Below are 21,630 nucleotides of genomic sequence, written 5' to 3' on the forward strand. Positions count from 1 at the left end.
GAACAACCCTCCCTGGCTGTGCGAGCGGATGCTGCGATGCATCCGTCTTCTGCTCGTTCAGTCTAGGTGCGCGCCCAGGCGGCCGGCAGTAAGGCCACCCTAATTTATCTCGACGTCAAGACAAATCGGGGGCGATCAGAGCCAGTTGCGGCGCCGGAACCAGAAGTACAGCCCGAAGCCGAGCACGAACATCAGCAGCACCGCGAACGGGTAGCCGAGCGTCCAATGCAACTCGGGCATGTCGTTGAAGTTCATGCCGTAGATGCTCGCGATCAGGGTGGGAGCGAACAGGATCGCCGCCCACGCGGAGATCCTCTTCGTGTCCTCGCCCTGCTGGTGGCTGAGCTCCGAGAGCGCCTGCATGCGGGCGTTCTGCCGCTCGCTGACCAGGGTCGCGTTGACCGTCAGGATGTCGCGCAGCATCGACCGGAAACCGTCGACCCGCTCGCTGACGACCGTGAGGTGGTCGGCTACGTCGCGCAGGTTGCGCTGCAGCTCCTCGTTGACGTGGTACTTCTCCGCCCCTGCCTGCAGGCTGTCGACGACCGTCGCGAGCGGGTGGATCGCCCGCTGGAAGTCGATGACCTCGCTCGAGAGCTCGTAGATGCGCCGCGACACCTGGGCGTCGAGGTTCTCGAACACCTGCGTCTCGATCTCGTCGATGTCGTTGGCGAGGCCCGCGACGACCGGGGCGTACTCGTCGACGACCGTGTCGATGATGGCGAACAGCACCGCCTGGGTTCCCATCGCGAGCAGCTCGGGGTCCGCCTCCATGCGGCGGCGGACATGCGAGAGGTCGGGCGACTCGCTGTGCCGCACCGTGATCACGAAGTTCGGTCCGACGAAGACGTGCAGTTCGCCGAATGCGACCTCTTCCGGAACGTCGAGGTAGTCGGCTGCGCGCAGCACGACGAACAGGGTGTCGTCGTACCGCTCGAGCTTCGGACGCTGGTGCGCCGCGATCGCGTCTTCCACCGCGAGCTCGTGCAGGTCGAACTCCTCGGCTAGCGAGTGGATCTCGGCCTGCGACGGGCGGTAGAGCCCGATCCACGCCATGCCGCCTGGGGTGTCGTGCAGCGCACGGAAAGTGTCGGCGAGCGACGTGGGGGAGGCGACGCGGATGCCGTCGAGGTAGATCGCCGAGTCGACGATGGTGCGCCGGCCGGGTCTCGTCGGGGTGGGCGCCGTGCTCGGCGCCGAGGGACTCGATGCAGCGTTCCGACGGTTCACGAACGGCATCGGCGGCAGGACACGGAGTCTGCGCTGGGCCATGACTGACACCTCCCCGGCTGACGAGGGCACGCCTGGCGCGTGCCAACCCTTGAGGGTACCCCCGGCGCTTATGTAGGCGTGTGCGCGGGTGAAACGACACGTTTGCGCGAGAAAGCTCACCCGCGCACACGCGATTTCACCCGCGCACACGTCACGCGGAGACGCGCGCGCGGTGCGCGGCGCGGACTTCGGCGATCGAGGCCTCGTAGTGCGCGAACAGCTCCTCGCAGATCGCCGCCCACGAGCGATCGAGCACGGCACGCCGACCGGCCTCGCCCATGCGCAGCCGCAGGCTGCCGTCGCCGACGAGCGCCCGCACCTGATTCCGCAGCTCGTAGTCATCGCGGAAGAGGTACCCGTCGGCGCCGTACTCGACGAGGTCGAGCGGCCCACCTGCCGCGGGCGCGACGACGGGCAGGCCAGAGGCGTGCGCCTCCTGCACGGTCTGCCCGAACGTCTCCTCTTCGCCGGTGTGCACGAACACGTCGAGCGCTGAGTACGCGGCGGCGAGCTCGTCGCCGGAGAGGCGGCCGAGGTAGGTGACGGAAAGCGGGCGCAGCGACCTCTGGACGCTCGGCATCGCGGGTCCATCGCCTACGATCGCGAGGCGCATGCCGGGGATGCCGCGCAGGCACCGCAGTCGCTCGACCTGCTTCTCCGGAGCGATGCGCCCGACGTAGCCGACGACGACCTCGCCGTTCGGCGAGAGGAAGTCGCGGTAGCGCCTGGCGAGCGGCGAGACGCGGTTGTTGGGGTGGTAGCGCTCGAGATCGACGCCGCGGCCCCAGCGGGCGAGGCGCTCGACGCCCGCGGCCTCGAGGTCCGCCAGAGATGAGGTCGAGGGCGCCAGGGTGAGCGTCGCCCCGTCGTGCACCCACTTGATGAGGCGCCAGGCGGCACCCTGGGCGAGACCCATGCGATTGCGGCGCGCATAGCCCGCCACATCCGTCTGATAGACGGCGACGGATGCCACGCCGAGCCGGTTCGCCGCCGCGATCGCCTGTGCGCCGAGCAGGAACGGGCTGGCGGCGTGCACGACGTCCGGGCGGAAGTCGGCCAGCATCCGCGCGACCTGCGGGTTGGGCAGCCCGACCGGGAACTGGCGATAGGCCATAGCCGGCACCGTGTGCACCGGGAAGCCCGCGTAGTGGCTCGGCACCTTCGGTGCTGCCGGGCTGATCACCATCGCCTCATGCCCCGCAGCCGCGAGCTGATCGAGGACCCGGCACACGCTGGTGGTGACGCCGTTGACCGTGGGAAGAAAGCTCTCGCTGACCACAGCTACCCGCATGCTCTCGATGTTGGGTTCTGGTCATGGCGCCTCGGTGAACCCGCTGTGAACCGGAAAAGCACACCGGTGTAACTCCCATATGTCGCGGCGGTCCCCGCCCGCCGCGAGTCGCTGCGCGACGCGGCGAGCAAGTAGCCGCGTCGCTACGGCCGGGTAATCGCGCACGTCGCGAGTCGATAAGGTTGCGGGCATGGCCGGATCGAGCGACGCGCTGTCCCGTTTCCACGCTGTGATCCCAGCGGGCGGCGTGGGCTCTCGGCTGTGGCCGCTGTCACGGGCGATCGCCCCGAAGTTCCTCCACGACCTGAGCGGCAGCGGCAACAGCCTGCTGCGCGACACCTGGGACCGCCTCGCACCGCTGTCCGGCAAGGACCGCATCATGGTCGTCACCGGCCGCGCGCACCGTGCAGCGGTGGAGGAGCAGCTGCCCGATCTGCGCGACGCGAACATCGTGCTCGAGGCCGACCCTCGCGACTCGACGGCGGCGATCTGCCTGGCCGCTGCGATCCTGCAGCGCCGTGAGCCGGACGTGATCATCGGCTCGTTCGCGGCGGACCACATCATCAGCCAGGTGCCGCTCTTCGACTCCGCCGTTCGCGAGGCCGTCGTAGCCGCGGACTCCGGGCGCATCGTCACGATCGGCATCCGCCCCACCGAGCCCGCGGTCGGCTTCGGCTACATCAAGCAGGGGGCGCCGCTCGGGGCAGAGGGGGCGCCGAACGCGCGCATGGTCGAGGCCTTCGTCGAGAAGCCCGACCTCGCCACGGCGCGTGGCTACCTGCGCGACGGCAGCTACCTCTGGAACGCGAGCATGTTCATCACGCGCGCCGACGTGCTGCTGAACGAGCTCGCCACGACCAAGCCCGTGCTGCACGAGCAACTGCTCGAGCTCGCCGCCGCGTGGGACGACCAGGCCACGCGCGGACCGGCCGTCGACCGGATCTGGCCGAAGCTCGAGAAGGTCGCGATCGACTACTCGGTGGCCGAGCCGGCCGCCGCCGAGGGCAAGATGGCGGTCGTCCCCGGTCTGTTCCGCTGGGACGACGTCGGTGACTTCGCCTCGCTCGCGAAGGTCAACTCGGGCGGCCGCAAAGCCGACCTCGCGATTCTCGGCGAGAACGCGCGAGTCCTGGCTGACGCCTCGAGCGGCATCGTGGTCAGCGGGTCGAAGCGCATCATCAGCCTCATCGGCGTCAAGGACATCGTCGTCGTCGACACCCCAGATGCCCTCCTCGTCACCACCATCGAGAACGCCCAGCGGGTCAAGTCCGTCGTGGACGCGCTCAAGCTGCAGGGGTCGACGGACGTGCTGTGACAGGCATCCGCGCGCTGGCGTGTAACGGCCCCATTAAGAAGTGCGGTCGCGGTGCGTCGCGCGCCCGCGCGTTGGGTAGCGTCGTCCTGGTGTCCGCGCGCGCACATGCGCGGCACCCTGCAATACCTGTGGAGGGGTAAAAGTGAAAATCACAGCACGAAAGGTGATCGTCTCTGCGATCGCCGTGGCGGGCGGCGTCGCGCTGCTCGCCGGATGCGCTCAGGCGCCGTCCACCTCGAGCGGCGGTTCGACCACCGCCAAGAAGAGCGACTTCCTGCCTTGCATGATCTCGGACTCGGGCGGCTTCGACGACCACTCGTTCAACGAGCTCGGCTACAACGGCCTTCAGGACGCGTCCAAGGCACTTGGCGTCAAGCCGAAGACGGCCGAGTCGAAGACCGACGCCGACTACGCGCCGAACATCTCGAGCATGGTGTCGCAGAACTGCAACCTGATCATCACGGTCGGCTTCAACCTCGCCGACGCGACGAAGGCGGCTGCGGCGCAGAACCCCGACACCAACTTCGCGATCATCGACGACAACTCGATCACCGCCGACAACGTGCAGCCGATCATCTTCGACACCGCACAGGCGGCGTTCCTCGGCGGCTACGCGGCGGCGAGCTTCTCGAAGTCCGGCGTCGTCGGCACCTTCGGCGGCATGCAGATCCCGACCGTGACCATCTTCATGGACGGCTTTGCCGACGGCGTCGCGTACTTCAACAAGCAGAAGAACAAGGACGTCAAGGTCGTCGGCTGGAACGTCGACAGCCAGAAGGGCTCGTTCACGGGCGGCTTCGACGCCAACGACACCGCGCAGAACACGGCCCAGGGCATCATCGACCAGGGCGCCGACGTGATCATGCCGGTCGGCGGCCCGATCTACCAGTCGGCCGCGACCGCCATCAAGAACTCGGGCAAGTCGATCGCGCTGATCGGCGTCGACGCTGATGTCTACAACACCGACCCGTCGGTGCGCAGCATCCTGCTCACCTCGGTCATGAAGGGCATCCAGCCCTCCGTCGAGAACGTCGTCAAGAGCGCCGCAGCCGGCAAGTTCAGCAACACCCCGTACGTCGGAACGCTGAAGAACGACGGCGTGGGCCTCGCCCCGTTCCACGACTTCGAGTCCAAGGTGGACCCGGGTCTGCAGGGTGAGATCGACAAGATCAAGGCGGGAATCATCGACGGGTCGATCACGGTCAACTCGCCCGCATCCCCCAAGTCCTGATCCAGTAGATCCTGAAGCGGTCGGCCGGGGACGATCTCCCCGGCCGACCGTTCTCTATCTGTCGCCCGACCCGGGCGGAAAGGTAGCGTCTTCCCCATGAAGCTCGAACTGCGCGGAATCACCAAGCGCTTCGGCAGCCTCACCGCCAACGACCACATCTCGCTCACCGTCGAGCCCGGTGAGGTGCACTGTCTGCTCGGCGAGAACGGCGCGGGCAAATCCACCCTGATGAACGTGCTCTACGGCCTCTACCAGGCCGACGAGGGCGAGATTCTGCTCGACGACGCGGTGCAGCACTTCGCCGGCCCCGGCGATGCGATGAAGGCCGGTATCGGCATGGTGCATCAGCACTTCATGCTCGTCCCGGTGTTCACCGTCGCCGAGAACGTCATGCTCGGCCATGAGCAGACCAAGGGCCTCGGCCGCCTCGACCTGCCGGCCGCCCGCGCGAAGGTGCGCGAGATCTCGCAGCGCTTCGGCTTCGACGTCGACCCTGACGCGGTCGTCGAGCAGCTGCCCGTCGGCGTGCAGCAGCGCGTCGAGATCATCAAGGCGCTCAGCCGCGACGCGAAGGTGCTCGTCTTCGACGAGCCGACCGCCGTGCTCACCCCGCAGGAGACCGACGAGCTGATGGGCATCATGCGCCAGCTCAAGGCGCAGGGCACCGGCATCGTCTTCATCACCCACAAGCTGCGCGAGGTGCGCGAGGTCGCCGACCGCATCACCGTCATCCGCCTCGGCAAGGTCGTCGGCGAGGCGTCGCCCACGGCGAGCAACTCCGAGCTCGCGTCCCTCATGGTGGGCCGCGCCGTCGAGCTGACGGTGCAGAAGGACCCGGCGAAGCCGGCGGATGCCGCGCTGGTCGTGAACGGCCTGACGGTGCTCGACGCGTTCGGCCAGAAGGTCGTCAACGACGTCAGCTTCGAGGTGCGGCAGGGCGAGATCCTCGCCGTCGCCGGGGTTCAGGGCAACGGGCAGACCGAGCTCACCGAGGCGCTGCTCGGGCTGCAGCCCAGGGTCGAGGGGTCGATCACCCTCGACGGCACCGAGCTCGTCGGCAAGGGGGTGCGGCAGGTGCTCGACGCCGGCGTCGGCTTCGTGCCGGAGGATCGCAACGAGGACGGGCTGGTCGGCGAGTTCACGATTGCGGAGAATCTGATGCTCGACCGCTCGTCCGGCGCCCCGTTCGTGCGCGGCGCGAACCTGCAGACCAAGGTGCTGAACGCCTTCGCCGAAGAGAAGGTGAGGGAGTTCGACGTGCGCGCCCAGTCGATCCAGACCGCGGTCGGCCGCCTGTCCGGCGGCAACCAGCAGAAGGTCGTGCTCGCCCGCGAGCTGTCCCGCGAGCTGCGCCTGCTCGTCGCCGCGCAGCCCACCCGCGGCCTCGACGTCGGCTCGATCGAGTTCGTGCACAAGCGCATCGTCGCGACCCGCGACGACGGCGTGCCCGTGGTGGTGGTCTCGACCGAGCTCGACGAGGTCGTCGCGCTCGCCGACCGCATCGCAGTGATGTACCGCGGCGGCATCGTCGGCATCGTCCCGGGGGACACCCCGCGCGAGGTGCTGGGCCTCATGATGGCGGGCGAGTCGCCCGAGGTCGCCGGGGAGGCGGCATGAGCGAGACGACCCCTCCGACGGCGCCGGAGCCTGAGCAGCAGGCGTCCGCCGCACCGGCCGCGCCGCAGCCGCCTGCGCCGTCGCCCGTGACCAGCCGCGGGCAGCAGGCGCTGCGCGACATCATGGGCGGCAGCCTCGTGATCTCGGTGCTCGCCGTGTTCCTGGCGCTCGTCGTTGGCGCGGTGCTGATCGCGGTGACCGACCCGACCGTGCAGCAGACCGCCGGCTACTTCTTCGCCCGGCCGTCCGACATGCTGCAGGCGGTGTGGAATGCCGTCGGCGGCGCCTACCGCTCGCTGTTCGAGGGCGCGATCTACAACACCGGGCGGCCCGACTTCGCGGGCGGCATCCAGCCGCTCACCAACACGCTGAGCGCCGCGACGCCGCTGATCTTCGGCGGCCTCGGCATCGCGCTCGCCTTCCGCATCGGCCTGTTCAACATCGGCGGCCAGGGGCAGATCCTCATCGGAGGCGCCTTCGCCGGCTGGGTCGCCTGGTCGTTCCCGATGCCGTTTCCGCTCGCGCTCATCGTCGCGATCCTGGCGGGCATCGTGGGCGGCGCGTTCTGGGCGGGCATCGTCGGCTGGCTGAAGGCGCAGACGGGTGCGCACGAGGTGATCGTGACGATCATGCTCAACTACGTCGCCTTCTATCTGATCTCGTTCCTGCTGCGCACCCCCGGTGCGCTGCAGGCCGCAGGTACGAACAACCCGAAGTCGCCCGCGATCCCCGAGGCGGCGCAGCTGCCCGGCCTGTTCGGCATCCGCTACACGGTCACCTGGGCGTTCGTGCTCGCGATCGCCGCCGCGTTCGCGTACTGGTGGCTGATGAACCGCTCGAACCTCGGCTTCCGGTTCCGTGCGGTCGGCGAGAACCCGAGCGCCGCGCGCACCGCCGGCATCGGCGTCGAGCGCATGTACATCTACGGCATGGCGATCGCCGGCGGCTTCGTCGGACTGGCCGGTGTGAACCAGGTTCTCGCCACCACCCCAGGCGGCTTCTCGTCGGGCTTCGACGCGGGCCTCGGCTTCGACGCGATCACCGTCGCGCTCCTCGGCCGTTCGAAGCCCCTCGGCGTGTTCATCGCCGGTCTGCTGTTCGGCGCGCTCAAGTCCGGCGGCTACGTCATGCAGGCCGCCAACGGCATCCCGATCGACATCGTGCTCATCGTGCAGTCGCTCATCGTGCTGTTCATCGCCGCGCCGCCGCTCGTGCGGGCCATCTTCGGCCTGCCGAAGCCCGGCACCGCCTCGAGGCGCCCCCGTCGTGCCGCGAAGTCCGTCGCGAAGGAGGCCTGAGGCCATGAGCACCATCACCGCAGGCGTCCCCGACGCGTCGCCGATCGTCCTCGAGAAGGTCGATGTGCGCAGCTGGAAAGTGCCGATCGCGCTCAGCATCTTCGCCCTCGGCGCCACCTTGATGTTCATCGTCTTCGCGCGCCCGGGGGAGACGGAGTTCCGTTTCAGTCAGAGCGAGGACTTCTTCCGCATTCCCGACGTCATCATCTCGGCCGCACCGGTCGGCCTCGCCCTCGCCATCGTCTGCGGGATCATGGCCGCGCTGGGCTGGGTCGCCGCATGGCGGCGCATCCGCATCCCCCTCTGGTACACGTCGCTGTTCGCCTTCGTGTTCATGGTCGGATTCCTCACCTGGGCGGCGGCGGGGCAGCGGCCCTTGCCGATCACCTCGCTGCTGCTCGGCGCGGTGACGCTGTCGGTGCCGCTCATCTTCGGCGCGCTCGGCGGGGTCATCGGCGAGCGCGCGGGCGTTGTCAACGTCGCCATCGAGGGCCAGCTGCTCGGCGGAGCGTTCTGCTCTGCGCTGGTCGCCTCGGCGACCGGCTCGATGACGCTCGGCCTCGTGGCTGCCGCCGTCGCCGGCGTTCTCGTCGCGTTCATCCTCGCGGCGTTCGCGATCAAGTACCTCGTCGACCAGGTCATCGTCGGCGTCGTGATCAACGTGCTCGTCACCGGTCTCACGAACTTCGGCTACACGAAGATCCTCGCGGCCGACCCCGAGCATCTGAACCGGCGCATGACGCTGCCCGACCTGCCGATCCCGGGCCTGTCCGAGATCCCGGTCGTCGGCCCGGTCCTCTTCGACCATTCGATCATCGTCTATATCGCCTACGTCGCGGTGGCCGCGGTCTGGTACGGCCTGTTCCACACCAAGTGGGGGCTGCGCGTGCGGGCCGTGGGCGAGCACCCGCAGGCTGCGGACACGGTCGGCATCAGCGTCAACGGCACGCGGTTCTGGAACGTGTCGCTCGCCGGCGCGATCGCCGGCCTCGGCGGGGCGTTCTTCACGCTCGGGTCGGTCGGCCTGTTCACGAAGGAGATGACGGCCGGTCAGGGCTATATCGCCCTCGCCGCGGTCATCTTCGGCCGGTGGGACCCGATCCGCGCGACGCTCGCCGCCCTGCTGTTCGGCTTCGCGACCAACCTGCAGAACACCCTCGGCATCATCGGCTCACCGGTGCCGAGCGAGTTCCTGCTGATGCTGCCGTATCTCGTGACGATCTTCGCCGTGGCAGGTCTCGTCGGGAAGTCGAGAGCCCCCGCCGCCGATGGGAAGCCGTATGTCAAGTAGTTCAGAGGCAGAGCGTTCAGAGGCAGAGCGTTCAGAGACGCAGCGCTCATCGGCACAGGCATCCGCCGTCGATTGGGACGCGTTGCGCCAGGTCGCGACGGATGCCATGCACCTGAGCTACTCGCCGTACTCGCGTTTCCCCGTCGGGGCCGCCGCGATCGTCGACGACGGGCGCACGGTGCGCGGCGCGAACATCGAGAACGCCTCCTACGGTGTGACCCTCTGCGCCGAATGCTCGCTCGTCTCCGACCTCGTGATGAGCGGCGGCGGCAAGCTCGTCGCGTTCACCTGCGTCGACGGGCGCGGTGCCGTGCTGATGCCGTGCGGCCGCTGCCGGCAGCTGCTGTTCGAGCATTCCGCTCACGGCATGCTTCTTGAGACGGTGTCGGGTGTGAAGACGATCGACGAGGTCCTGCCGGATGCCTTCGGACCACGAACCCTTGAGGAGTATGCGAACTGATGGCGGTCGAACCCTTCGACGCGGTCCAGCTGATCGGCGCCAAGCGCGACGGCGGCTCTCTCACGACCCCGCAGATCCAGTGGCTCGTCGATGCGTACACGCGCGGCTACGTCGCCGATTCGCAGATGTCGGCGCTCGCGATGGCGATCCTGCTGAACGGCATGTCCCGGCAGGAGATCCGGGATCTGACGATGGCGATGGTCGCCTCGGGCGAGAGGCTCGATTTCTCGGGTCTTGACAAGCCGACGGCCGACAAGCACTCCACGGGCGGCGTCGGCGACAAGATCACCCTTCCCCTCATGCCGCTCGTGGCATGCTTCGGCGTCGCGGTGCCGCAGCTTTCCGGCCGCGGACTCGGGCACACGGGCGGCACCCTCGACAAGCTCGAGTCGATCCCCGGGTGGCGGGCGTCGCTCAGCAACGATGAGGTGTTCGCCCAGCTCGCCGGCCCGGTCGGCGGCGTCATCTGCGCGGCCGGCGCGGGTCTCGCGCCCGCCGACAAGAAGCTGTACGCGCTGCGGGACACGACCGGCACCGTCGAGGCGATCCCGCTGATCGCATCGTCGATCATGAGCAAGAAGATCGCGGAGGGCACCGGCGTGCTCGTGCTCGACGTCAAGTTCGGCTCTGGCGCGTTCATGAAGGACTTCGCGAAGGCGCGCGAGCTCGCGCAGACGATGGTCGAGCTGGGCACGGATGCCGGAGTGGCGACCTCTGCGCTGCTCACCGACATGAACGTGCCGCTCGGCCTCACGATCGGCAACGCGAACGAGGTGCGCGAGTCGGTCGAGGTGCTCGCGGGCGGCGGCCCCGCTGATGTCCTCGAGCTGACGGTCGCCCTCGCGCGCGAGATGCTGTCGCTCGCCGGTCAACCCGACGCCGACGTCGAGGCCGCGCTCACGGACGGCCGTGCGATGGACCGCTGGCGCGCCTTCGTCACAGCGCAGGGCGGCGACCCCGACGCGGCGCTGCCCGAGCCGCGCGAGACGCACACGGTCGTCGCGCCGAGCTCGGGCGTGCTCACCAGGCAGGAGGCGCTGCCGTTCGGCATCGCCGCGTGGCGCCTCGGCGCCGGCCGGGCCCGGCAGGAGGACCCGGTGGTGCACGCCGCCGGCATCGAGCTGCACGCGAAGCCGGGCGACACCGTCACGGCCGGTCAGCCGCTCTTCACCCTCGCCGCGGACGATGCCGCTCGCTTCGAGCGCGCGCTCGAAGCTCTCGACGGGGCGTGGGAGATCGGCGAGGCATCCGCTCACACACCGTCGCCGCTGGTCGTGGAAAGGGTCACGCAGTGACCCGCGGCGTGCCCCGCACCGCCTCCGGGCGGCGAAGCCGCCCGATCGGAGAAACAGCATGAGCGCACCGGACCGCGAATACCTGCTCGAGGGCGCGAGCATCAACGCCCTGCCGAAGGTGAGCCTGCACGACCACCTCGACGGCGGCCTGCGGCCGCAGACGATTGTGGAGCTCGCCGACGAGGCCGGCCTCGAGCTCCCCGTGAGGGACGCCGAGACCCTGCGCACCTGGTTCGAGTCACGCGCGCACGCGGGCAGCCTCGTCGAGTACCTGAAGACGTTCGACGTGACGGTCGGCGTGATGCAGACCGCCGATGCGCTCGCTCGTGTGGCCCGCGAGTTTGTCGAGGATCTGCACGCCGATGGCGTGGTCTACGGCGAGATCCGCTGGGCGCCTGAGCAGCACCTCACCCACGGGCTCAGCCTGGACCAGGCCGTGGAGGCCGTGCAGGCGGGCATCGACCAAGCGGTGGCAGCGGTCGGTGCGGGCGGTGGGTTCATCCGCATCGGGCAGCTGCTGTCGAGCCTGCGCCAGAACCCGGGGCAGGCGGGCGAGATCGCGCGGCTCGCCGTGCGGCATCGCGACAGTGGGGTCGTCGGCTTCGACACGGCCGGCCCCGAGGCAGGCTTCCCGGCATCGACGATGCGCGGCGCGTTCGACTACCTCGCCGCCGAGTGGTTCCCCGTGACCGTGCACGCCGGCGAGGCGGACGGGCTCGATTCGATCACGTCGGCGCTGCTCGACGGGCGCGCGCTGCGGCTCGGCCACGGTGTGCGGCTCGCCGAGGACCTGATCATCGAGCGGGCTGACGATGAGAACACATATGTCTCACTCGGCCTGCTCAGCCAGTGGGTGAAAGACCGCGAGATCGCGCTCGAGACCAGCCCGACGAGCAACCTGCAGACCGGTGCGATCGCACACTGGGGCGAGACGATGGCCGACCACCCGTTCGACCTGCTCTACCAGCTCGGCTTCCGCGTGACCGTCAACACCGACAACCGCCTGATGAGCGGCACGAGCCTGAGCCGCGAGCTGTCGCTGCTCGCCGACGTGTTCGCCTACCGACTCGACGACCTCGAGACCTTCCAGCTCAACGCGGCGGCGGCAGCGTTCCTGCCGATCGAGGAGCGCGAGGAGCTCATCGACCGCATCGCCGCCGGCTTCGACGCTGTGTAGAAGTCACGCCGAGCTTCGCTAAAATCGACATCATGCCGCTGCCCGACGTGCCCGACCACGCCATCGAGTTCAACGCGGTGGCCGCCGACTGGCGCGCCGCGGTGCGCCTGGCCGGTGCGGCGCTCGTGCGCGCCGGTGCCGCGACCGACGCCTACACCGAGCGCATGATCGCCGTCGTCGACGAGTTCGGCGCCTACATCGTCGTCGCGCCCGGGCTCGCCCTCGCGCATGCGCGCCCCGGCCCCGACGTGCGCCGCGACGGCATCTCGGTCGTCACACTCGCCGAGCCGGTCGCCTTCGGGCACGCCCACAACGACCCGGTCTCGGTCGTCGTCGGCATCGCGAGCGTGAGCCCCGACACGCACGTCAGCCTGGTCGCCGACATCGCGAACGTGTTCAACGACCCCCGGGCGATCCCGGCACTGCGCGCAGCGACGGCGGCCGAAGAGGTGCGCGCGATCCTCCGCGGCTGACGGGCGCGCACAAAGGCGGAGATCGTCGCGATCTCGAGCCGCAGTCGGCGGCCTGCACGGTTCGTCGCGCAGCTCTGCCGCTTTGTGCGTGCTACGTCGCCAGCAGCTCGCGCAGCGCGGCGTCGAGCGCCGCGACCTTCGCGGCGGCATCCGCCCGCGAATCCCCGCGCACGTCGAGATAGACCTTCAGCTTCGGCTCGGTGCCGCTCGGCCTGATCATGACGCGCGCGCCGTCCGCGGTCACGATGCGCAGGATGTTGTCGACCGGCAGGCCGGGGATGCCCGTCGCGAGGTCGTCGAACGACGCGACTGCGACGGTGCCGAGCACCCGTGGCGGCTCGGCGCGCAACCGGTCCATGATGCGCCCGCGCTCGGAGAGGTCGGTGACCCGTAGCGAGATCTGCCCGCTCGAGTAGTGCCCGATCTCGGCGCCGATCGCCTCGAGCTGGTCGGCGATGGTCCGCCCGGCCGCTTTCCAGCGCAGCGCGAGGGCGAGGAAGCGGGCTGCCGCCGAGATGCCGTCCTTGTCGCGCACGGTCTCGGGGTTCACGAGGTAGCCGAGCGCCTCCTCATAGCCGAAGAGCAGGCCGGGGGCGCGCGAGATCCACTTGAAGCCGGTGAGCGTGTCGACGTAGTCGAGCCCGAAGTGCGCCGCGATCGCCCGCAGCGCGGGGGAGGAGACGATGGATGCCGCGAGCACCCCTGGCACGTGGTGGGCGCCGTGCCGCGCCCCGGCCTCTCCCTCTGCGGCGGCCCAGCCGAGCAGCGTGCCGACCTCGTTGCCCGACAGGCGCCGCCAGCCGCCGTCGGCTGAGGCATCCGGAATCGCCACCGCGAACCGGTCGGCGTCCGGATCGTTCGCGATGATCAGCTCAGCGCTCTGCTCGCGCGCGGTCCGCACGGCGAGATCGAGCGCGCCCGGCTCCTCGGGGTTCGGGAACGACACCGTCGGGAAGTCCGGGTCCGGCTCCTGCTGGGCGGCGACGCTGAGCGGCAGCGGCAGGCCCGCGGCCTCGAAGACGCGCGACGCGGTGTCCCACCCGACGCCGTGCATGGCGGTGTAGACGACGTCGAGCCCGACGCCCTCCGGCAGGGCACCTGCGACGGCGGCCGTCGCCGCGACATATGCGTAGACCAGCGACTCGTCGGCCAGCTCGAACGCGTCGGACCGCGGCAGCGCGGTGATCGGCCCCGCCGCGGCGACCGCGGCGATGTGCGCAGCGATCTCGGCGTCGGCCGGCGGCACGATCTGCGAGCCGTGGTCGTCGCCGCCGAGGTACACCTTGTAGCCGTTGTCGCGTGCCGGGTTGTGCGACGCCGTCACCATCACGCCGGCCGATGCGCCGAGATGGCGCACGGCGTAGGCGAGCACGGGGGTCGGCAGCAGACGAGGCAGCAGGATGGCTCGCACTCCCGCGCCGGCGAAGATCGCGGCGGAGTCCTCGGCGAACACGCGCGAGTTCTTGCGGCCGTCATAGCCGATGACGACGGATGCCTGCCCGCCGTACTTCTCGACCAGGTAGGCGGCGAGCCCCGCCGCCGCCTGGGTCACGAGCACGCGGTTCATGCGGTTCGAGCCGGCGGCGAGCTCGCCGCGCAGGCCGGCCGTGCCGAAGGCGAGACGCTCGTCGAAGCGGTTGTGCAGCTCGGCGACGGCAGTCTCTTCGCCGGCGGCTGCGCGCGCGATCAGGGTCTCGAGCTCTGCGTGCGTCTCGGCGTCAGGGTCCTGCGCGGCCCACGCGCGGGCGGCGTCGAGAACGGCATCCACCCGCGGATCGCTCACAGCAGCCCCACGATCTTGGCGAGCAGCGCCGAGATCACGGGCTCTGCCGTCTGCCCCGCCTCGATGACCTCGGCGTGCGAGAGCGGCGTCGGCGAGATGCCGGCGGCGAGATTCGTGATGAGCGACAGCCCGATCACCTCGAGCCCCGCCTGGCGCGCTGCGATCGCCTCGAGCGCGGTCGACATGCCGACGATGTGGCCGCCGATGGTCTTCGCGAACTGCACCTCGGCCGGCGTCTCGTAGTGCGGCCCGCGGAACTGCACGTACACGCCCTCGTCGAGGCTCGCATCGACGGTCTTCGCGAGCTCGCGCAGCCGCTTCGAGTACAGGTCGGTCAGGTCGATGAAGGTCGCGCCCTCGAGCGGGCTCGACGCGGTCAGGTTGATGTGGTCGCTGATCAGCACCGGAGTGCCGGCCTGCCAGTGCGGCTTGATTCCGCCTGCGCCGTTGGTGAGGACCATGACGGATGCCCCGGCCGCGGCCGCCGTGCGCACCGAGTGCACCACGTGCCGCACCCCGTGGCCCTCATAGAAGTGCGTGCGCGCCCCGATGACGAGCGCGTGCTTGCCGTTCGGCAGTGCGATCGAGCGCAGGGTGCCCACGTGGCCCGCGAGCGCCGGCTTGCGGAATCCGATCACCTCTGTGGCCGGGATTGTCGCGACCGTCTCGCCGATCAGGTCGGCGGCCTTGCCCCAGCCGCTGCCGAGGGTGAGGGCGATGTCGTGCTTCGCGACGCCGGTCTTCTCGGCGATCTGCGCGGCGGCCTGCCGAGCGATGTCGAACGGGTCGGTCTCGGGCAGGTCAAGAATCGAGGCTTCGGCCATGTCTGGAGTTTATTGCGCACCATCGGACACCTGTGCGTAACCCGGCGTGCGGCACACTGGTCACTATGGCCTTCGAGTTCGAGCGGAAGCAGCGGATCACGATCGTGGGCGGCGGCCCCGGCGGCTATGAGGCGGCGCTCGCCGGCGCTCAACTCGGCGCCGACGTCACCGTCATCGAGCGGTCGGGCATCGGTGGTTCGGCCGTCATCACCGACGTGGTGCCGTCGAAGACGCTGATCGCGACCGCAGAGGCGGCCAAGGGCATCCCCGACGCGGTCGGCCTCGGCGTGCAGTTCTTCACCCGCGGCGAGGATCTGCGACCCCACCGGCCGGAGGTCGCCGTCAACCTGGCCGCGGTCAACAAGCGCATTCTCGGCCTCGCGCGTCAGCAGGGCGAGGACATGCGCAGCGAGCTGGTGCGTGCGGGAGTCACCATCATCGACGGCGTCGGCCGCCTCGACGGCGAACACACGGTCGTCGCCTCAACCGGCACCGGCCGCGGCAGCACCGACTTCGACCGCATCGAGGCCGACACGATCGTGCTGGCGACGGGGGCGAGCCCGCGCGAGCTGCCGACGGCGAAGCCCGACGGCGAGCGCATCTTCACGTGGACCCAGCTGTATACGCTGAAGGCCCTGCCCGAGCACCTCATCGTGGTCGGCTCAGGCGTCACGGGCGCCGAGTTCGCCTCGGCCTACATGAACCTCGGTGCGAAGGTCACGCTGATCTCGAGCCGCGACCAGGTGCTGCCGGGTGAGGACTCGGACGCGGCCCGCATCCTCGAGGACGTCTTCACCCGCGGCGGCATGGACGTGATGTCCAAGTCGCGCGCCGACAAGGTCGAGCGAACGGATGACGGGGTGCTCGTCACCCTCTCAGACGGCCGCACCGTCGAGGGCTCGCACTGCCTCATGGCGGTCGGGTCGATTCCGAACACGGCGGGCATCGGCCTCGAGGAGGCCGGCGTGCAGCTGACGCAGACCGGGCATATCCGCGTGAACCGCGTGGCGCGCACCTCGGTGCCGAACATCTACGCGGCTGGGGACTGCAGCGACGTGCTGCCGCTGGCATCCGTCGCCTTCATGCAGGGTCGCACCGCGGTCTTCCACGCCATGGGCGACGCGGTGAACCCGATCGAGCTGCGCAACGTGACCTCGAACATCTTCACCCAGCCCGAGATCGCGACCGTCGGCTGGTCGCAGAAGCAGATCGAGGACGGCATCGCGCAGGGCGAGATCTACAAGCTGCCGCTGCAGACCAACGCCCGCGCGAAGATGCAGAACATCAAGGAGGGCTTCGTCAAGATCTTCGCCCGCACGGGCTCCGGCACCGTCATCGGCGGCGTCATCGTCGCGCCGCGCGCGAGCGAGCTGATCTTCCCGCTCGCGCTCGCCGTGGAGCACCGCCTCACGGTCGACGACGTCGCGAAGGCCTACGCGGTCTTCCCGTCCCTCTCGGGCGCGATCACGGATGCCGCCCGCGCGATGCACATCGTGGGCTGACCCCGCTGCGACGTTCGTGATCGCATCGTGGTCGCGAACGGCCCCTTCCGTGGTCGCATATGGCCCGCTTTCGCGCCGAAAGCGGGCCATATGCGACCAAGCCGGGAAGGGAACGGCTCAGATCGCGAAGTCGGGCAGCACCAGGTCGACCTTGCGGATCTTCCGGTACGCCGTCACGCCGACCGAGACCGCGAGCGTGGCGATCAGCCAGCACACCATGGCGAGCGCACCCTGCCCGACCCCGGCCGTTCCGCCGGCGATGAGTGAGCGGATCGCGTCCACCGCGTAGGTCAGTGGCAAGAGCCCGTGCAGGAACTGGAAGAAGCCCGGGGTCGTCTGAATCGGGTACGTCGCCCCCGCGGCGGACAGCTGGAGAACGATCAGCAGCAATCCGAGGAAGCGGCCCCGACTGCCGAACACGATCATGAGCGCGTGGTTCACGGCCGTGAAGGCGAGCCCCGCGAGCCCCAGGAAGAGTGCGAGTCCGACCGGGTGGGCCGGGTGCACGCCGACCCCGAGGGTGACGATGAGGTACATCCCCGCGGCCTGCGCGAGGGCGACGCCGGCACCGCGAGCGTAGCCGAGCAGGGCGCTGACCCAGCCGGGCCGGCCCTTCTCGATGGACCGGCGCGGGATGGCCCGCAGCACCATGTAGATCGCGAGGCCGCCGACCCACATGCCGAGCGACATGAAGTAGGGAGCGAGGCCGTACCCGTAGGCCGGCACCGGGTTGAGGTGCGTCGCTTCGAGGCTCACCGGCTGAGAGGCCACCTTGCTCAGGTGCGCCTTCTCCGCCGCAGTGAAGCTCGGAACCGACTTCGCGCCGTCCGCGAGCTTGCCGGCGAGCTCGCCCGAGCCCGAGGCGAGTGTCGCCGCGCCGGAATCCGCGGATTGGGCGCCGTCCGCGAGCTGGGCGGTCCCGGCGCTGAGCTGGGCGGCGCCGTCGTGCGCCTGCGCGGCGGCGGCGGCGAGCTGCTGCGCTCCGGTCGCGGACTGATGCGCGCCCGATGCGAGACTCTGCGCACCGCTCGCAGCATCGTGCAGCTTGCCGCCGAGCTGCGCAGCGCCGGCGGATGCCTGCGCAATGCCGTTTGCAAGGGCAGGCGCCTCGGCGTCGAGCTGGGCCGTTCCGCCCGCGAGCGCGGTTGCGGCCGCGCTCAGCGCATCACTGTTCTGGTGCGCGCCGGTGGAAGTGGTGCCGGCGATCGTGTCGATGGCGGCGCACAGCTGGCCGGCGGGGGTGCCACTGCCTGCGAGCCCCGCTATCCGCAGCTGCGCGCAGCTCTCTGCGAGACCGTTGACGCCAGCGATGTACCCGGGATTCGCGGCCGTGCCGTCGCCGTTCAGCCCGGTGGCGAGCTGCTGCGCGCCAGCCGCGAGCTGGGATGCCGCAGCCTGCACGCCGGTCGACGGATCGTTGGCGGTGCTGTTCAGCTGCGCGAGGCCGCCGCTGAGGGTGTCGGCGCCCGTCGCGAGGCTCTGCGACCCGCTGGCGAGGCTCGAGGCGCCGGAGGCCACCTGGGACGTTCCGGTCGCGAGGGACTGCGCGCCGGACGACAGCGAGCCCAGGCCCGACGTCAGCTGCTGGGCGCCCGCAGCGCTCTGCGCGGCCCCGCTGGAGAGCTGAGCGGTGCCGGACTTGAGCTCATCGGCGCCGGAGGCGAGCTGCTGTGCGCCGTCGCTGGCCGTGTTCAGCTGGGTGCCGAGGTCGTTGAAGCCGACGTACACCTGGCGCAGGTAGTCAGCGGACACGGACTGGGAGGCCGACTGGGTGATCGCGGTTCCCACGGATTTCGCGATCGTGCCCATGATGAAGTTCTCGGCGTCGTTGGTGGTGATCGTGACGGTGGACCCGCGGGCGTCCATCGGATCGGACGAGCCCATGGAGACCGCGTTCTGCGAGAGGTCTTTCGGGAGTGTGAGCACGGCGAGGAACCGGCCGTCCTTGAGACCGGCGCGTGCCTCCGCGGCATCCGTCTTGGTCCACGCGAAATCCTGGTCGGAGTCGTCGTCCAGCAGGTTCGCGGTCACAGATTTTCCGACCGCGACGGTGTCTCCGTCGCTGGAGACAGGCTGGTCGAGGTTGACGACGGCTGCGGGCACCTCGTCGAGCCGATGTGTCGGGTCCTGGTTCGACCACACGAGCGCGCCCCCGTAGATCAGCGGGATGCACGCGATCGCGCCGATCGCGACGCGCACGGCGCGATTGCGTTTCCGATCGGTCGCCGTCGCCGGCAGGCGCTTCGCCATGGTCCCGTCCTCACTCAGCTTTACAGATGTAAATTAGTATGCGAGCTTAGTTTACGACTGTCAATTTGAAGGTTTGAAAGGATGAGCGCATGGATGCCGCAGGCGATGATCCACGCGCGGCGCGCTCGAAGCGCGCGCTGGTCGCAGCGGGCACCGAGCTGCTCGACGCGTACGACCTCGAAGAGCTGTCGATCACTCAGGTGGTCGCGGCGGCCGGGGTCACGCGGCCCACGTTCTACCAGCACTTCGGCGACCTCGCCGAACTCGCTCGTGCCGCCGCCGTGACACGGCTCGACGAGGAGTTCGAGCGCCATGAGCCGGTCCCGCCGTCGGTCGGCGATTGGCTCGCGCGCGTCGAGCCGGTCGTCCACGAGCTGCTCGAGCACCTTGCCGCGCATCGGGACTTCTATCGCCGGGTGCTGCACGGGCCGCGCACGGGTGCCGCGGTCAACGCGGCCGTGGACCTGGTCGCGCGCCGCATCCTGGAGCGGTCGCCGCTGCAGGCGGTCGCCGACCCCGATTCCGAGGAGATTCGCGACAGCGTCGTGATCCTGTCCGGCGGCATCGTCTGGCTGCTGAGCAACTGGCTCGGCACGCCGCTCACCGGCCGTGACTCGGTCGAGGCGATGGCCCACCGGATCAGCGTGCAGCTGACCCGGTTCGCTCTCGCTGACTGACCTCGGCCCGCGGCAGGGTGCTCAGACGATGCTCAGCAGGCGGGTGCCGCTCGAGACCGTCGCGCCGACCGTCGCGTTGATGCCCTCGATGCGGCCGTCCTTGTGGGCGACGAGCGGCTGCTCCATCTTCATCGCCTCGAGCACGACGACGAGGTCGCCCTTGACGACCTCGGCACCTTCATCGACCGCGATCTTCACGACGGTCGCCTGCATGGGCGCCGTGATCGCGTTGCCGGAGGCCGCGGGCGTGCCGGCGGCGGCGCGCCCGCCCGAGGCGCGCTTCGGCGCGGGCCGCGCGGCGTGGGCGCCGGGGGAGAGCAGCAGCTTCGACGGCAGCGTGACCTCGACGCGCTTCCCCTCGACCTCGAGCACGATGCTGTGTCGCTCCTCGGGGGTGTGCGGCGCAGCATCCGCCGCACCGCTCCACGGTGTGACACCCCCCGACCACTCCGTCTCGATCCAGCGCGTGTAGATGCTGAACGGCTCGCCGCCGGCCGGGGCGAACGCGGGGTCGCGCACGATCGCGCGGTGGAACGGCAGCACGGTCGGCAGGCCGGCCACCTCGAACTCGTCGAGGGCGCGGCGCGAGCGCTCGAGCGCCTCCTCGCGGGTCGCGCCGGTGACGATCAGCTTCGCGAGCAGCGAGTCGAACGCGCCCGAGATCTCATCGCCGGCCTGCACGCCCGAGTCGACGCGCACGCCGGGCCCCGACGCTGCCTTGAACACGTGCACGGGGCCAGGCGCCGGCATGAAGTTGCGGCCCGCGTCCTCGCCGTTGATGCGGAACTCGAAGGAGTGCGCGCGGGGCTCCGGGTCAGGGTAGTCGAGCACGCCGCCCTCGGCGAGGCGGAACTGCTCGCGCACGAGGTCGATGCCCGTGACCTCTTCGGAGACGGGGTGCTCGACCTGCAGGCGCGTGTTCACCTCGAGGAAGCTGACCGTGCCGTCCTGGCCGATCAGGAACTCGCAGGTGCCTGCGCCGAGGTAGCCGACCTCTTTCAGGATCGCCTTCGACGCGCGGTACAGCTCGTCGCGCTGCGAGTCGGTGAGGAACGGCGCGGGCGCTTCCTCCACGAGCTTCTGGTGACGGCGCTGCAGCGAGCAGTCGCGCGTCGAGACGACGACAACGTTGCCGTGCGCGTCGGCGAGGCACTGGGTCTCGACGTGACGCGGCTTGTCGAGGTATTTCTCGACGAAGCACTCGCCGCGGCCGAACGCCGCGACCGCTTCGCGGGTCGCCGAGTCGAACAGCTCGGGGATCTCCTCGCGGGTGCGCGCCACCTTGAGACCGCGACCGCCCCCGCCGAAGGCAGCCTTGATGGCGACGGGCAGGCCGTGCTCGTCGGCGAAGGCGACGACCTCCGAGGCATCCGCCACCGGGTTCAGGGTGCCGGGCGCCATCGGCGCCCCGGCGATCTCTGCCACGTGGCGGGCGCTCACCTTGTCGCCCAGGCGCTCGATCGCCTCGGGGCTCGGGCCGATCCAGACGAGCCCGGCGTCGATCACGGCGCGGGCGAAGTCGGCGTTCTCGGCGAGGAAGCCGTAGCCGGGGTGCACGGCGTCGGCGCCCGAGCGGCGCGCGACCGACAGCAGCTTGTCGATCACGAGGTAGGTCTCGGCGCTCGTCGTGCCGCCGAGCGCGTAGGCCTCGTCGGCGAGGCGGGCGTGCATCGCGTCCCTGTCCTGGTCGGCGTAGACCGCGACCGACCCGATCCCGCTGTCCCGTGCTGCGCGGATGACTCGAACGGCGATCTCGCCACGGTTGGCGATCAGGACTTTGGAGATACGGGGCACCACCCCAGCCTACGAAGCCTCACGGGGCCGCATTTGGCTGGCATCGACAAAACTCTCCGAAAGGCTTTGTCGCAACACCC

The 21,630-nt window shown here is 69.9% G+C and carries 17 protein-coding genes; 11 read left to right on the plus strand and 6 right to left on the minus strand.

Translation table 11 applies throughout. From position 1 onward, the window contains the following. Nucleotides 1-135: 135 nt before the first annotated feature. Together D7I44_RS12355 and D7I44_RS12360 are read right to left on the minus strand one after the other, a co-directional pair. A complete protein-coding gene (locus D7I44_RS12355) occupies nucleotides 136-1,272 on the minus strand; it encodes a magnesium and cobalt transport protein CorA (protein ID WP_120789771.1) in 1,137 nt (378 codons plus the stop codon). Between the two features lie 151 nt (nucleotides 1,273-1,423). Next, nucleotides 1,424-2,563 (minus strand): glycosyltransferase family 4 protein, encoded by a 1,140-nt coding sequence (locus D7I44_RS12360; RefSeq protein ID WP_120789772.1) that lies wholly within the window; start codon nucleotides 2,561-2,563, stop codon nucleotides 1,424-1,426. A gap of 190 nt (nucleotides 2,564-2,753) precedes the next feature. On the opposite strand from D7I44_RS12360, the gene D7I44_RS12365 reads away from it, so the two are divergent. From D7I44_RS12365 to D7I44_RS12405, 9 genes are all read left to right on the plus strand, one after another. Further along, nucleotides 2,754-3,878 (plus strand): mannose-1-phosphate guanylyltransferase, encoded by a 1,125-nt coding sequence (locus tag D7I44_RS12365; protein WP_120789773.1) that lies wholly within the window; start codon nucleotides 2,754-2,756, stop codon nucleotides 3,876-3,878. A 142-nt stretch (nucleotides 3,879-4,020) separates the two neighbouring features. Further along, a complete protein-coding gene (locus D7I44_RS12370) occupies nucleotides 4,021-5,109 on the plus strand; it encodes a BMP family lipoprotein (protein ID WP_120789774.1) in 1,089 nt (362 codons plus the stop codon). 96 nt (nucleotides 5,110-5,205) lie between these two features. Further along, on the plus strand, nucleotides 5,206-6,726 hold the full coding sequence (locus D7I44_RS12375; protein WP_120789775.1) for an ABC transporter ATP-binding protein: 1,521 nt from the start codon (nucleotides 5,206-5,208) through the stop codon (nucleotides 6,724-6,726). After that, the gene (locus D7I44_RS12380) at nucleotides 6,723-8,024 is read left to right on the plus strand and encodes an ABC transporter permease (RefSeq protein ID WP_120789776.1); all 1,302 of its coding nucleotides are present in this window, start codon (nucleotides 6,723-6,725) and stop codon (nucleotides 8,022-8,024) included. Before D7I44_RS12375 ends, D7I44_RS12380 begins: the two co-directional genes overlap by 4 nt. Nucleotides 8,025-8,028: 4 nt before the next feature. Then, nucleotides 8,029-9,315, plus strand: a complete 1,287-nt coding sequence (locus D7I44_RS12385; protein WP_120789777.1) for an ABC transporter permease — start codon at nucleotides 8,029-8,031, stop codon at nucleotides 9,313-9,315. Next, nucleotides 9,305-9,775, plus strand: coding sequence for a cytidine deaminase (locus D7I44_RS12390; protein WP_120789778.1), 471 nt, complete (start codon nucleotides 9,305-9,307; stop codon nucleotides 9,773-9,775). Before D7I44_RS12385 ends, D7I44_RS12390 begins: the two co-directional genes overlap by 11 nt. Next, nucleotides 9,775-11,070 (plus strand): thymidine phosphorylase, encoded by a 1,296-nt coding sequence (locus D7I44_RS12395; RefSeq protein WP_120789779.1) that lies wholly within the window; start codon nucleotides 9,775-9,777, stop codon nucleotides 11,068-11,070. Before D7I44_RS12390 ends, D7I44_RS12395 begins: the two co-directional genes overlap by 1 nt. A 58-nt stretch (nucleotides 11,071-11,128) precedes the next feature. Then, nucleotides 11,129-12,247: an adenosine deaminase gene (locus D7I44_RS12400; RefSeq protein ID WP_120789780.1), complete on the plus strand. Its 1,119-nt coding sequence runs from the start codon at nucleotides 11,129-11,131 to the stop codon at nucleotides 12,245-12,247. A gap of 32 nt (nucleotides 12,248-12,279) precedes the next feature. Beyond that, the gene (locus D7I44_RS12405) at nucleotides 12,280-12,720 is read left to right on the plus strand and encodes a PTS sugar transporter subunit IIA (RefSeq protein ID WP_120789781.1); all 441 of its coding nucleotides are present in this window, start codon (nucleotides 12,280-12,282) and stop codon (nucleotides 12,718-12,720) included. 91 nt (nucleotides 12,721-12,811) lie between these two features. Here D7I44_RS12405 and D7I44_RS12410 read toward each other — a convergent pair whose 3' ends face one another. Together D7I44_RS12410 and D7I44_RS12415 are read right to left on the minus strand one after the other, a co-directional pair. Beyond that, entirely contained in the window at nucleotides 12,812-14,503 is a 1,692-nt protein-coding gene (locus D7I44_RS12410) for a phospho-sugar mutase (RefSeq protein ID WP_245979588.1), read from the minus strand. Beyond that, nucleotides 14,500-15,327 (minus strand): purine-nucleoside phosphorylase, encoded by an 828-nt coding sequence (locus tag D7I44_RS12415; RefSeq protein ID WP_120789782.1) that lies wholly within the window; start codon nucleotides 15,325-15,327, stop codon nucleotides 14,500-14,502. The genes D7I44_RS12410 and D7I44_RS12415 overlap by 4 nt, the downstream gene beginning before the upstream one ends. Nucleotides 15,328-15,392: 65 nt before the next feature. On the opposite strand from D7I44_RS12415, the gene D7I44_RS12420 reads away from it, so the two are divergent. Beyond that, nucleotides 15,393-16,829, plus strand: a complete 1,437-nt coding sequence (locus D7I44_RS12420; RefSeq protein WP_120789783.1) for an NAD(P)H-quinone dehydrogenase — start codon at nucleotides 15,393-15,395, stop codon at nucleotides 16,827-16,829. A 117-nt stretch (nucleotides 16,830-16,946) separates the two neighbouring features. On the opposite strand, the gene D7I44_RS12425 is transcribed toward D7I44_RS12420, so the two are convergent. Next, nucleotides 16,947-19,079, minus strand: a complete 2,133-nt coding sequence (locus D7I44_RS12425; protein WP_120789784.1) for a YhgE/Pip domain-containing protein — start codon at nucleotides 19,077-19,079, stop codon at nucleotides 16,947-16,949. Between the two features lie 89 nt (nucleotides 19,080-19,168). Between D7I44_RS12425 and D7I44_RS12430 the strand changes: the two genes are divergently transcribed. Beyond that, nucleotides 19,169-19,756 (plus strand): TetR/AcrR family transcriptional regulator, encoded by a 588-nt coding sequence (locus D7I44_RS12430; protein WP_120789785.1) that lies wholly within the window; start codon nucleotides 19,169-19,171, stop codon nucleotides 19,754-19,756. 21 nt (nucleotides 19,757-19,777) lie between these two features. On the opposite strand, the gene D7I44_RS12435 is transcribed toward D7I44_RS12430, so the two are convergent. Then, nucleotides 19,778-21,550: an acetyl/propionyl/methylcrotonyl-CoA carboxylase subunit alpha gene (locus tag D7I44_RS12435; RefSeq protein ID WP_120790941.1), complete on the minus strand. Its 1,773-nt coding sequence runs from the start codon at nucleotides 21,548-21,550 to the stop codon at nucleotides 19,778-19,780. Between the last annotated feature and the right edge of the window lie 80 nt (nucleotides 21,551-21,630).

Source organism: Gryllotalpicola protaetiae (assembly GCF_003627055.1).
GTDB classification, from domain to species: Bacteria; Actinomycetota; Actinomycetes; order Actinomycetales; family Microbacteriaceae; genus Gryllotalpicola; species Gryllotalpicola protaetiae.